The 13,198-nt window shown below is 48.6% G+C and carries 11 protein-coding genes; 3 read left to right on the forward strand and 8 right to left on the reverse strand.

Annotated features, from left to right (window positions below):
- Positions 1 to 17 precede the first annotated feature (17 nt).
- A complete protein-coding gene (locus FN782_RS08740; RefSeq protein ID WP_142505410.1) occupies positions 18 to 836 on the forward strand; it encodes an undecaprenyl-diphosphate phosphatase in 819 nt (272 codons plus the stop codon).
- 122 nt (positions 837 to 958) lie between these two features.
- On the opposite strand, the gene argF is transcribed toward FN782_RS08740, so the two are convergent.
- The 7 genes from argF to argC all read right to left on the reverse strand — a co-directional run bounded on the left by argF (position 959) and on the right by argC (position 10,585).
- A complete protein-coding gene (argF, locus tag FN782_RS08745) occupies positions 959 to 1,930 on the reverse strand; it encodes an ornithine carbamoyltransferase (RefSeq protein WP_142505582.1) in 972 nt (323 codons plus the stop codon).
- Positions 1,931 to 1,932: 2 nt separating this feature from the next.
- Positions 1,933 to 5,178 carry a carbamoyl-phosphate synthase (glutamine-hydrolyzing) large subunit gene (gene carB / locus FN782_RS08750; protein WP_142505411.1) on the reverse strand — a complete coding sequence of 1,082 codons (3,246 nt, stop codon included), beginning with the start codon at positions 5,176 to 5,178 and terminating at the stop codon, positions 1,933 to 1,935.
- Positions 5,171 to 6,238, reverse strand: a complete 1,068-nt coding sequence (locus FN782_RS08755; RefSeq protein WP_142505412.1) for a carbamoyl phosphate synthase small subunit — start codon at positions 6,236 to 6,238, stop codon at positions 5,171 to 5,173. The genes carB and FN782_RS08755 overlap by 8 nt, the downstream gene beginning before the upstream one ends.
- A complete protein-coding gene (locus FN782_RS08760) occupies positions 6,216 to 7,409 on the reverse strand; it encodes an acetylornithine transaminase (protein ID WP_142505413.1) in 1,194 nt (397 codons plus the stop codon). Before FN782_RS08760 ends, FN782_RS08755 begins: the two co-directional genes overlap by 23 nt.
- Positions 7,378 to 8,172 carry an acetylglutamate kinase gene (argB, locus tag FN782_RS08765; protein ID WP_142505414.1) on the reverse strand — a complete coding sequence of 265 codons (795 nt, stop codon included), beginning with the start codon at positions 8,170 to 8,172 and terminating at the stop codon, positions 7,378 to 7,380. The genes FN782_RS08760 and argB overlap by 32 nt, the downstream gene beginning before the upstream one ends.
- Positions 8,173 to 8,279: 107 nt before the next feature.
- The gene (argJ, locus tag FN782_RS08770) at positions 8,280 to 9,524 is read right to left on the reverse strand and encodes a bifunctional glutamate N-acetyltransferase/amino-acid acetyltransferase ArgJ (RefSeq protein ID WP_142505415.1); all 1,245 of its coding nucleotides are present in this window, start codon (positions 9,522 to 9,524) and stop codon (positions 8,280 to 8,282) included.
- A gap of 29 nt (positions 9,525 to 9,553) precedes the next feature.
- Positions 9,554 to 10,585 carry an N-acetyl-gamma-glutamyl-phosphate reductase gene (gene argC, locus FN782_RS08775; protein WP_142505416.1) on the reverse strand — a complete coding sequence of 344 codons (1,032 nt, stop codon included), beginning with the start codon at positions 10,583 to 10,585 and terminating at the stop codon, positions 9,554 to 9,556.
- A 150-nt stretch (positions 10,586 to 10,735) separates the two neighbouring features.
- On the opposite strand from argC, the gene FN782_RS16825 reads away from it, so the two are divergent.
- The gene (locus FN782_RS16825) at positions 10,736 to 10,906 is read left to right on the forward strand and encodes a hypothetical protein (RefSeq protein WP_185956074.1); all 171 of its coding nucleotides are present in this window, start codon (positions 10,736 to 10,738) and stop codon (positions 10,904 to 10,906) included.
- Positions 10,907 to 11,149: 243 nt separating this feature from the next.
- Here the strand turns inward: FN782_RS16825 and FN782_RS08780 are convergent, their stop codons facing one another.
- On the reverse strand, positions 11,150 to 11,899 hold the full coding sequence (locus FN782_RS08780; protein WP_246064908.1) for a sulfite exporter TauE/SafE family protein: 750 nt from the start codon (positions 11,897 to 11,899) through the stop codon (positions 11,150 to 11,152).
- 178 nt (positions 11,900 to 12,077) lie between these two features.
- Between FN782_RS08780 and FN782_RS08785 the strand changes: the two genes are divergently transcribed.
- Positions 12,078 to 12,974: a LysR family transcriptional regulator gene (locus FN782_RS08785; RefSeq protein WP_142505418.1), complete on the forward strand. Its 897-nt coding sequence runs from the start codon at positions 12,078 to 12,080 to the stop codon at positions 12,972 to 12,974.
- The last annotated feature ends 224 nt before the right edge of the window (positions 12,975 to 13,198 follow it).

Raw genomic sequence — 13,198 nt, forward strand, 5'->3', positions numbered from 1 at the left:
TTGGAGGATTATAAAACATGACTGACATCGGCTTACTACTGAAATATGCTTTATTGGGACTCCTACAAGGAATTACCGAACCGATTCCGGTTTCCTCAAGCGGGCATCTGCTCATTGCCAGTGAATTATTCGGTTTGGAAATTGAAGGGCTAAGCTTTGCAGTTTTTATGAATTTTGCCTCACTGCTGGCGGTGTTGATCATTTACCGTAAAGATTTAATACGGTTGACGGTAAATGGATTCCGTTACATAACAACCGGCGAACGGCAAGCAAAAGACGACTTTATGTTTATTGTATATCTGATTATTGGCACCATCCCAGCAGGCGTAGCGGGTGTCTTATTTGAAGATTACATTAAAGAGGCATTGGAAGGCATCTTGATCATCGGCGTAACATTGATCATCACAGGAATCGCACTCTGGGTGATCCGCAATTTGCGCGGACGAAAGAATGATCAAAACCTTTCGCTGAAAGATGCCATCATTGTCGGTCTTGCCCAAGCTGTCGCACTGATTCCTGGTATCAGCCGTTCAGGAGCAACGATTGTGGCCTCAATGGGCATCGGCATGAAACGTGACACGGCGCTTCGCTATTCTTTTCTGTTATACATCCCGGTCAGCGTCGGGGGCATGATCCTCTCCATTACGGATTTAATGAATGATCCAAAGATAGATACGCTCCTCGTACCATACCTTATTGCCTTTGTGCTTTCATTCATCGCTTCGTACTTTTCATTGAAATGGCTGATGAATATTATGGCAAAGGGGAACCTCGGCTACTTTACGGTTTATTGTGTAGCTGTCGGATTGGCAGTGATCGGGTACTCACTTTTCTAAGTTGCATGATTTTCATCACTTTCCCACCCATGGTTCACACAAATCAATTAGTCGATGAACAAACCCCATAAATCAGGGAGGCAGATGCCTCCCTGATGGTTACTTATATTGATAATTTCGCTTTAACCCAACAATCCTGCCAACAGAGCTTTTTGTGCATGCAGTCGATTCTCAGCCTGTTGAAAAACGACAGAATGGGGACCTTCCATCACTTCCGCTGTCACTTCCAGGCCGCGGTGGGCAGGCAAGCAATGAAGAAATAACGCTTCGGAGTCGGCCAGCGACATCAGCTTCTCATTCACCTGAAACCCTTGAAAATCCTGAATCCGTTTTTCCTCTTCTTCTTCCTGTCCCATACTGGACCATACATCGGTATAGACGGCATCCGCTCCTGCTACAGCTTCCTCAGGAATCCGAGTAAAGGAAATGGTAGCCCCGGTTTGTACGGCGGTCTGAACGGCCTGTTGAACAATGGTTTCATTGGGATCATACCCTTTTGGAATCGCTGCAACCAAATGGATCCCCGTTGCAGCCGCCGCTTCCAGGAGCGAATGAAAGACATTGTTTCCATCCCCGATATAAGCCAGCTTCAGACCTTTCAGATGTCCTTTTTCTTCTTTTAAGGTGAGCAAATCCGCCAATGCCTGGCAAGGATGATGAAGATCCGTCAGTCCGTTGATCACGGGAATGGACGCATGCTCGGCCAATTCTGCAACCAATTCATGGGTAAAGGTACGAATGAGAACAGCGTCCACATAGCCGGACAAAATCCGTGCGGTATCCTGGAGGGTTTCCCCTCGACTCAATTGCAGTTCATCCCGGTGTAAATGAAGGGTATGCCCTCCCAACTGTTTCATTCCCACTTCAAACGAAATCCGTGTTCTGGTAGAAGGTTTGTCAAAAATCATCGCCAAACTTTTTCCGTTTAAGCACTGACATTCTTTTCCCGCAACTTGCTGTTTTTTCAACTGCATCGCTTTTTCGGTCAACAACTCGATCGCTTCCAACGGAAATGCCGACAAGGAGAGACAATCCTTTCCTTTGAGTGAAGGGGCAACGCCACTTGCTGTCTCCTTTACCAACCCTTTTTCCATGCTCACTTTATCATCGCCTCCTTGATTCCACTTGAGTATAGGGGTGTAACGGACCACTCGTTTGCATTTCTTAAATTGTTGATGCGAACCCACCAATGGAACGTATCGATGGATGTAAAACAGGGAACCTGCCATTCCAGGGCCAACTGGCGGAGGCGAAATCCATTACGCCCTTTTGCTCCGCTCCGGGTGGGAATATTGAGGATCAGCTTGGGGACCTCTTTTCGGAACCACTGTTCCAGGCTGTCCGGGGAGATCGTTTCCACCGAAGTCCATCCCCTCTGTTGCAGGAAAGCGGCTGTCCCCTCCGTCGCGGTCAGATGAACGCCCCGTTGGACGAAACCGGCAAGTGATTCATCCAGTTCTTCTTTCATCGCATCGGAGACAGAAAGAAGAAGATGGGTTCCTGGGCCAAAGGGAGGAAGCGAACCGTTCACAGCAAACGGAAGCACTTTGGCCACCGCTTCTTCCAATGTGGCTCCTATTCCGAGGATCTCTCCGGTCGAGCGCATCTCCGGTCCCAGTGCCGGTTCCGCTCCAGGCAGCTTGACGGAGGAGAAGACCGGTCCCTTTACCGCCTTCATCCCACATTTCTCCATGAGTCCCAATGGAGCAAAGGTATAAAGCGGTTCTCCCCATTGAACGCGGGTTGCCCATTCCACCATGGGCACACCGGTCACTTTACTGATCACGGGGACGGTTCGGGATGCCCTTGGATTGACTTCCAGCACATAAACATTGGTGTCATCCAAGACAAACTGGATATTTAAAAGTCCTTTGTGGGAAAGCTTTCTGACAATCCGCCGGGTATAGTCTACAATCCGGTTCTTTTGTTCATCCGTCAGGTCCGGAGCGGAAAGAATCGACAAACTGTCTCCCGAATGAACTCCGGCTTTCTCTACATGCTGGACCAGCGTTGGAATCGCCAGATCCTTTCCATCCGTCACCGCGTCCACTTCCACTTCCATTCCTTCCACAAAGCGATCCAACAGGATGGGATAAGCTTCCTTCGGCAACGAATCCGTAAACCAATCCAGGACCTCTTTCAGCTCTTCCCTGTCGCGAACCACTTGCATCCCCTGACCACCAATGACATAGGAAGGACGGATCAATAAAGGATACCCCAGCTTTTCAGCAGATTGGAGCGCCTCATTGGATGAATGGGCTGTTTCTCCGGGAATATGGGGGATCTCCAGCTGATTCAACAACCCATAAAATCGTTGCCGATCCTCCACTTGATCAATGATGTCAGCAGAGGTGCCCAATACGTTCACCCCAGCCTCTTCCAGCCCTCGAATCAGACGGACGGATGTCTGACCGCCATACTGCGCCAACACCCCTTCCACCCCTTCTTTTTCCACCACATGAAGGACGTCTTCCACCGACAGCGGTTCAAAGTAGAGGCGATCAGCCGTGGCGTAATCTGTACTGACCGTTTCCGGGTTGTTGTTGATCACGACCGACTTCAGTCCCAGCTTCTTCAGTGCATATGCTGCATGAACGGAACAATAGTCAAATTCTATTCCTTGTCCAATACGGATGGGTCCAGCCCCCAACACCAGAACACGACCCCCGTCATCCGGGTCATCCACTTCATCTTCTCCCTCCCAGGAAGAATAAAAGTAAGGCGTTTCGGCAACAAATTCCCCCGCACAGGTATCAACACACTTATAGGAGGGAGACCATCCGTTCTTTTTCCAACGCTTTCGAATCTGATCTTCTGATACCTCAAACCAATCCGCCAACGCAGCATCCGCTATTCCTTTTGCCTTGGCTTCCTTTAACGTTTTGTCATCCACCGTCTCCCAGGAAAAAGATTTCAACGTTTCTTCCAAACGAACCATGCCATGAATGCGATATAGAAACCAGGAAGAGATGGCAGTCAGATCATGAATCTTTTCCACCTTCCAACCTCTTCGAAAGGCTTCTGCCAAAAGGAACAACCGTTGATCATCCGGTTGAGCAAGGCGCCTTGTCAATTGCTGATCAGTCAGATTCTGTTCTTTTGGCCCCAACAGTGTATATCGACCCAGATCCAGGGAACGAATGGCTTTATACAGAGCGGTTTCAAAATTTCTTCCCAAGGCCATAACCTCACCGGTAGCCTTCATCTGGGTTCCAAGGAGCCGATCTGCTTTTGGAAACTTATCAAAAGGCCAACGGGGTAATTTGACGACGACATAATCGATAGCGGGCTCAAAACTGGCGAAGGTATGACCGGTAATGGGATTCAGACATTCATCCAGCCGATACCCGATGGAAAGTTTCGCTGCCAACCGTGCAATCGGATAACCTGTTGCCTTCGAAGCCAACGCACTGGATCGGCTGACACGGGGATTCACTTCAATAATCCGGTAATCCCCGGTCTCCGGATGGACAGCAAACTGAATATTGCATCCCCCGATCACGTTTAATGCCCGAATCACTTTGCAGGCAACGGTGCGTAACTGTTGATACTGTTGATCCGTTAACGTCTGGGATGGTGCTGTCACAATACTGTCACCTGTATGGGTCCCCACGGGATCCAAATTTTCCATATTGCAGACAGCGATACAGGTATCATTGGCATCCCGCATCATTTCATATTCAATCTCTTTCCAACCAAGGATGCTTTCCTCAATCAGAACCTGCCCAATCGGACTGGCGGTCAGTCCCTGTCGTACCACCCGTTCCAGCTCTTCAGGGCTCCGGGCTACACCTCCACCAAAACCACCCAGGGTGTAAGCGGGTCGAACAATCACCGGAAATCCAATGGTATGCGCAAACCGGATGGCTTCCTTTACAGTGGAAAATGTCTGGCCAACCGGTACCGGTTCCCCAATCGCTTCCATCATCTGTTTGAAGGTTTCCCGATCTTCCCCTTGTCGAATGGTGTCCACAGGCGTTCCCAACAGTTTTACCCCGTAGCGCTCCAATACCCCTTTGTCCTGAAGTTCCACCGCCAGATTCAGCCCGGTTTGTCCACCTACTGTGGCAAGTAACCCCTCAGGACGTTCTTTGTCAATGATCCGGGCGACGGCTTCCGCTGTAGGAGGTTCTGTATACACCACATCTGCCACATGGGGGTCGGTCATAATCGTTGCCGGATTATTATTGACGAGAATGACACGGATTCCTTCCTCTTTCAAAGCAAGGCAAGCCTGGGTTCCGGAATAATCAAACTCCGCCGCCTGCCCGATGACAATCGGTCCCGAACCGATCATTAAGACGCTTTTCACTGGGGGCGTGTTGGTTTTCCCTCTATCCATGAACCATCACCTGCTTTTTTTCCTTCATCATTTCGATAAACCGATCAAAAAGTGGCATGGAATCGGCGGGACCCGGATGTGCTTCCGGATGAAACTGGACAGAAAAGATCGGATATTGTCGATGAGCCATCCCTTCCACGGAACCATCATTGACATGTAGATGCGTCACTTTCCATGCCAAATGATCCAATGAAGAAGGACAAACCGTATATCCATGGTTTTGGGATGTAATCCAGACCCGCTCTGTTTCCGTCTCCCGCACCGGATGGTTGCTGCCCCGGTGTCCAAAAGCGAGACGTTCCGTATCCGCACCCAAAATCAGTGCCAACAGCTGATGCCCCAGACAGATCCCCATCGTGGGAATTTGGGTCACCAATGAAGCCCACCGGTTCAGATAGGGCTGAAATGCCTTTGGGTCCCCCGGTCCGTTGGAAAAAAGAAGCCCATCCGGAGCCAACTGTTCCAACTCATCCGGCTCCGTAAACCATGGAACGACTGTGACCCGGCATCCTCGTTGCAGAAGCGTGTTGATGATGGACGTTTTCACCCCAAAATCAATCAGAACGACATGAAACGGATTTGGACCTAAAGAGGGATAAGAGACGGGCTTCTGTACTGAAACCCGATTGACCCATTGCAGAGACAAGGGATCAGGCCATTTCTCCAACTGAATGCGGGGGTGAGTGGAAATCACGCCCCGGATGGGACCCGTTTCCCGCACTTTACGAACCACTGCACGGGTGTCTACCCCAGCGATGGCGGGAATATTCCAGGCATCCAGCCATTTCCCCAAATGGTCACTGTCTTTACACCATTCATTGACCACAATACCGGCACAACTGGGAAATTTGCTTTCACTTTCTCCAGGAACCTTCCCGTAATTGCCGATCAGGGGGTAGGTAAACGTTACAATCTGACCGCTGTAGGAAGGGTCGGTCATCACTTCCTGATAACCGGTCATTCCGGTGGTAAAAACGACTTCCCCCGGAGATTCTTTGGGAGATCCAATCCATCTCCCCGGAAAAACCTCTCCATCTTCAAAGATTAAAAACGCCTCCATCCTCAACAACCTCCTCCAACAGATGCAAACTTTCATCGATGATGGAAACCGCTTGTTCCACCTCTGCCACTTCTGTTACCAATGGCGGTAACAACCGAAGAACCTTGGGTCCCGCCATGACAGCCAGTAACCCCTTTTCCTGCAAGATCCTGATTAGTGGTGCCACCGGTTGGTTCAGCTCCACTCCCCACATTAATCCCTGTCCGCGAATATCCACAACCGAAGCGTGCAAAGACAAACGCTGTTCCAATTGATTCTGAAGATATTGGGCCGTTTGCTTCGCCCGAATCAGAATATCCGTTTCTGTCATTTCTTGCAGGACGGCTTTGGCAGCTGCCATCGCCAAGGGGTTGCCTCCAAATGTACTGGCATGGCTGCCTGGACCAAAGTGCTTTTCCAATCCGCTTCGACCCAGCATCGCCCCGACAGGGAATCCGTTTCCCAAACCTTTGGCTACAGTGACGACATCCGGTTGTATCCCTGCATGTTGGAAAGCGAACAGGTCTCCGGTTCGACCGATGCCCGTCTGCACTTCATCCACCATCAACAAAATGTTTCGTTGACGACAAAGCCGTTCCAACCGCTTTAAGAAATCTGACCCAGCCGGGCAGATCCCTCCTTCACCCTGAATGATTTCCAGCAGGACCGCCGCTGTATGTTCCGTTAAACCGGACTCCAGAGCTTCCACATCATTATATGGGAGACAGCGGAAACCCTCCGGCAAGGGAGCAAAGCCTTGTTTCACTTTCTCCTGACCGGTGGCAGTCAATGTAGCCAGTGTCCGCCCATGAAAGGAAGAATGAAAGGTTACCACTTCCGGCTGGCTTAATCCTTTCGATTCCGAACCATACCGGCGGGCCAGCTTAATGGCTGCCTCAACCGATTCAGCTCCACTGTTGCAAAAGAAAGCATATTTCAACTCGGTTTCCTTTGCCAACAAAGCCGATACCTCTTCCTGTTGGGGGATGTGGAACAGGTTGGAGACGTGCCACAAATGGTTTAACTGTTTTTGAACGGCTGATTTCACTTCAGGATGGGTATGGCCCAAATTGCAAACGCCCAGCCCGGATGTAAAATCCAGATACCGCTTTCCTTGATCATCCCAGAGCCAGCTCCCTTCTCCCCGGACCAGATGCAGGTCACTCCGCAGATAGGTGGGAAATAAGGCCATGCGTCTTCACTTCCTTTCTGATTCGGGTGCCTGTATTCATCAGGCATCCGGAAGCACTGCCATCCACAATCACCACTTCATGAACAGCCGTTTCCACGGCTTCAAGTGCTGCCTTTACTTTGGGAACCATGCCTCCCTGAATGATTCCTTTTTGAATCATCGTTTGTACCTCTGTCGGAGTAACCTGGGAGAGAACGCGGTCCCCTTTCATAATTCCGGGAACATCCGTCACCATGAACAACCGTTCCGCGGATAGGGCCTGGGCAATGGCTCCGGCGACCGAGTCAGCATTGACGTTGTATCGCTGTCCCCATGAATCCATGCCCAAAGAAGCCACGATTGGAATCCATCCCCGATCGATCAGATCATATAGGACAGCCGGACAAACACTGCTTACTTCTCCCACCCACCCCAGTTTGGGATCTTTTTGACGAACACTTAGAAGCCCTCCATCCACTCCTGAAAGACCCAGCGCTGAAAAACCAGCCGTTTGAAACATGGCAGCCAGCTGTTTATTCACCGAGCCGGCCAACACCATCTCTGCCACCTTTAACCCTTGGTCATCCGTGACACGCAATCCATCGCAAAACTGAGGCGTTAAACCCAATCGTTCCTGAAGTCGGCTGATCTCAGGGCCGCCCCCATGGACAACCACCGGGTGAAAACCCTTTTTTAACAGATGGCCACAGTCTTGGAAAAAGGACGAATGCAACGTTTCCAACACACTTCCCCCAACTTTGATCACCACCGGCTGAACCCGCATTCTCTCTTTCCTCCCCCTTCTTTTACCTCCATGTTCGTTGCTCCCCGTGCTAGCCCTTTTCCTTTCTGGTCCGTAAACCTGTGGTGAACCGTTCACTGAACAGGGTCCTACGTCCGATAGCTGGCATTGATCCGTACATAGTCATACGTGAGATCACACCCCCATGCCGTTGCCTCCGATGCTCCCTGGTGAAGGTGAATCCAAATCCGGACCGGATCTTTTTCCAGCTCCTGGCGAGCTGCTGTTTCATCCATTGGAACCGGATGGCCTCCCTGAACTGCGCAGACAGAGCCGATATAGACCTCCACTGTTTCCGGATGAAAAAGCACACCACTGTATCCAAGAGCACAGACAATTCGTCCCCAATTGGGATCGGCTCCGTAAATGGCTGTTTTTACCAGATTGGAACCGACAACCGCCTTTGCCGCCTTTCGTGCTTCTTCTGTTGTCTCTCCCCCTGTGACCGTCACTTCCACCAAACGGGTCGCTCCTTCTCCATCCCTGGCAATCTTTTGCGCCAATCCTTGTGCCACATGTTTAAACGCTTGATAAAAAGCTTTCCAATCCGGATGATCTTCCGTGAGGGGCGTATTTCCCGCCAATCCGCTGGCCATAACGGAAACCATATCATTGGTGCTGCAATCGCCATCCACTGTGATCATGTTAAATGTTTCATCCGTTACCTTCCGAAGAAGGGTTTGTAAAACAGTGGATTCAATCGCAACATCCGTATTGATAAAAGCCAACATAGTGGCCATGTTGGGATGAATCATCCCGGACCCTTTGGCCACTCCGGCCACTCTCACTTCCCGCCCCTCTACCTTCAAGCGTACTTCTTCCGCTTTGGTGCATGTATCCGTCGTCAGGATCGATTGACAAAAATCTTCATGTCCCTCCGTTCCCAGCGAATCCACCAAACGCGAAATCCCTTTTTTGACCCGATCCATGGGCAAACGCTCGCCAATGACACCCGTAGAGATGACACCGATCAGGTGTTCTGGGATCGCCAAATATCCAGCTGCCTCCTGCCGCATCGTTCGGGCGTCTTCCAACCCTTGCAAACCCGTACAGGCATTGGCCTTTCCACTGTTCACCACCATCGCTTGCATTCGTCCCTCCACCTCCAACCCTTCCTTTATAACCTGGAGTGGAGGGGCTTGAAATCGATTGGTTGTATAAACAGCAGCCGCCGAAGCAGGCACTTGACAAAAGAGCAGTCCCATATCTTTCCGTTTTCTCTTAATACCCGCATGAAGACCTGACACCTGAAATCCACGGGGCGATGTGATCTGCGGATTCTGTATCACTTCATATCTGTTCTCTTCTCTCACTGCGATCCGCAGTTGTTCCATGGTTTCTCTTCCCCTTTCCCCTTCCAAACTTATGGATACTGCGGAAAACCTTGCAATCCCGCTGTCTCCGGCCAGCCCATGCGCAAATTCAAGTTTTGTACGGCCTGACCCGCCGCTCCCTTGACCAAATTATCAATCGCAGCCATTCCAACCACCGTCTTTGAACGCTCATCCAGATAAACTCCGACATCACAGAAATTGCTTCCCTGAACCCCTTTGGTTCGAGGAACCTGATCTTCCCCAACCACCCGAACAAAGGGACTTTCTTCATACGCTTCCAGCAAAACTTCTCTCACCTGGGGTAAAGTCCATCCCTTTGCAACCGGGCCATACACCGTTACCAAAAGCCCCCGGTTCATCGGCACAATTTGCGGAGTAAAGAGAACCGTTGTTCGCTGTCCACCCGCGATCCCGGCATATCGCTCCATCTCTGGGGTATGTCGGTGTTTCCCCACTTGATACGGAAACAGATTTTCATTGATTTCACAGAACAGACTTTGCTGCTTTACACTCCGCCCCGCTCCGGACATCCCCGATTTACCGTCAATGACCACAGAATCTCCATCCAGAATTCCTTGTTTCAGTAAAGGAATCAGTACCATTAAAGCCGCTGTCGGATAACAACCCGGATTGGCAATGACATTCGCTTTCCGTATGGATGGGGCAAACCACTCACTCAACCCATATGCTGACTGACTCAACCAGAAATCTGAAGGAGGCTCTCCCTTATACCACTTGCGATATGTTGAACCGTCTAACCGAAAGTCAGCGGCAAGATCGATACAGATCCGTCCCTGTTCAACCAGGGAGGGAACCCATTGACTGCTGACGCCTGAAGGTGCAGCAAAGAAGACAATATCCGCTTTATCGGCCAATGACTCCGGGTCCCCTTCTTCCAATGAGTAATTTAGATGGGACAGGTGGGGGAAAGCCTCCCGCAATTCTGCTCCCGCTTTCGACGAAGAAATTAATGTTGTTAACGTCACATATGGATGATTGCTCAGAATCCGAATCAACTCTGCACTCCCATAGCCTGTCGCTCCCACAATCGCTGCGTTCATCCCTTTTCTCCTCTCATTCTTCTGCATTCCGCAATCAATTTTGTATCATTATACATACATATTTATATTTATTCAATGCAAATCGAAAAAAAAACAGCGAAGAATTCGCTGAGAGACTGCTGACAAGGAGAATAGGAGGGGGGATTTCCGGTGGAGCATCCTTTTCCGACGACCCAGCGGAACCCCTGGAGGTCCCAACCGTTTAGCGGATATTTTGTCCGCTGGTTGGGACCGGAGGGGGTGAAGCGGACTCCTTCCTCTTCTTTGCTGGAGGAAAGAGATGCGGAGACGGAAATCCCCTCTCCCCCTACTTTGTCATAAACCTCCAGTTTATGGATTAACGATAACTGAAGCTTCCAGATTGCTCCGTTCATACTGTCAATGATTTGACATAAAACCGACTACGGAGAAATAAACGGACATTAAAAGCTGATTTCTCCAATACAAGGAAAAATCAGCTCTAAAAGGAAGTTCATTTGCAGATCACTTAGTTAGTGTAGCCTCCAAAACCTTTCCATTGCGAAATAATCGTTAGACTGTGTGTGTAGATCAACCTTGCTAAGTTTATATCATTTTATAGACCATCTGCGTTATCAATAAACAGATAATGGAAACCAACAATGGTTTGGCGATTTTCAAGGGGACTCTTGGTAAAACCAACAGGCCCATCTGTGAACCGATCATGGAACCCAAAGCCATCGCGATGGCATAGGACCATTGAAAGAAACCCGTCTGATAAAAAATGATAAATCCTCCTGCACAACTTCCAAAAATCAAAGCCCTTGTCAGTTGAACAGCCTTTAGATAGGTATGATGTTTTTTCATGTAATATAAAATGCCAAATGTAGAAGAGCCAGGGCCAAATCCCCCATCATAAGAAGCGATAAAAAAAGGAAGCAGATATTCCCAAATGTTATGCGAAGATTTCTTTTCCTCCATTTGAATAGACTCCATCCATCTCCTGTTTTTAAGGGTGACGATGAATGCGAAACAAAGCAGAACGAAGGCAATCATATTCATTGTTTTTTCGGAAACATGAGCTGTAAATAAAGCTCCTCCAATCCCTCCTATCAAGGCGACAAATACATTTGGAATGATTGTTTTAAACCGAAGGTGCTTACGATATATCAGATAGAATACGCTCGAAAATGCAGCAATCCCGGACGAGAATTTATTCGTAGCAATACCTGTTTGAATGGGAATACCCGTCAACAGCATCGCTGGTAGAGTAATGAGACCTCCACCGCCCGCTAATGTACCAACAAAGGATGACACCATTCCGATCAAGAGCAGATGAAAAAGTGATCCCTTCATCAGAAACAGACTGATGCCCAGCAAGAATACGGTTGGAATAAGAAACCATACAATGATTTGCCTTTTCATTCAATATCCCCTTTTTGCTTGCTAGTAAGAGGATATATAATAAACATCAATAAATCCAATATATGTTTTTCGTTAATATATAAATATTTTTTATGAAAGGGTTCTATCAATGAATATTCATGCATTGCGTATATTTACAAAAGTTGCTTCCATGAAAAGTGTTACAAAAGCTGCTGAAGCCCTTTCCATCAGTCAGCCCGCTGTAACTGTCCAAATACGAAATTTGGAAAAGGAAACGGGATTGAGACTGGTCGAAACAGAAGGAAGAGGGATCAAGCTTACCAGAGAGGGGGAGTTTTTAGTTGCGCGCGCTGAGAGGTTGTTTGATATGGAAAAAGATATGGAAAACAAGCTGATTCAACTGAAGAACGGAGAATTACAGGACTTGCGAATATCCTCTACCTATTTGCCAGCCAACTTTTTATTGCCCATCTGGTTGGCGAAATTTAAGAACGATTTCCCTTCCATAAAGGTAAACTTATACAGTGGCAATTCAGATCAAGTGATTGAAAAATTGCTTCACTACAAGTCAGACATCGCTTTTGTCGTGAAAGAGGAATGGAATCACCCGGATATAAAACGGCATCACTTAATGGATATCGACTTCTGGTTTTTGGTTCCACATGGGCACAAATACGATGGAAAAGAGGTTTCCTTAAGGGAATTAATGTCGGAGCCATTTCTATTCCGAGAAGAAGGAAGTTCCACAAGGGACATCCTCTTTTCTTTATGCAAAATTCATCGGGTCCCTGTTCCCAATATTGGATTACAATTTCATGGCTTAAATGAATCCATCCGTTCTGTCATGGCGGGATATGGGACCATGCTGGCTCCAGCACTTGCAGTCAAAGACCATTTGAAACGCAAGGAAGTAGGGAGAGTCATTGTAAAAGGGATTGAGATCAGGCGGCCGATCTATCTTTGTAGCCGTAAAGGAGATGAAGAATTGTCCACCAATTTGAACCATTTTATTGAATTTGTAAAAAACAGTTCGATAACAGAATAAAGGACAGACAATGGATCTCCCCAATTCATCTCACCTGGTGAGCCCCTCCAAGGCTTAAAGAGGGACAAGCCGCTTTCACAAAACCAAAAATAAACCTCCTGGGTATAGTCAAGGGCGTCAACGACTGTTGATTCCCTTTGCTATACCCAGGAGGACTCAAAATGAGATTGTTAAATACCTACCCAAGGAAATGGGGTCCGATAAATATTACCCTTCATCCAAAA

This window comes from Melghirimyces algeriensis (assembly GCF_900182565.1).
GTDB classification, from domain to species: Bacteria; Bacillota; Bacilli; order Thermoactinomycetales; family DSM-45169; genus Melghirimyces; species Melghirimyces algeriensis.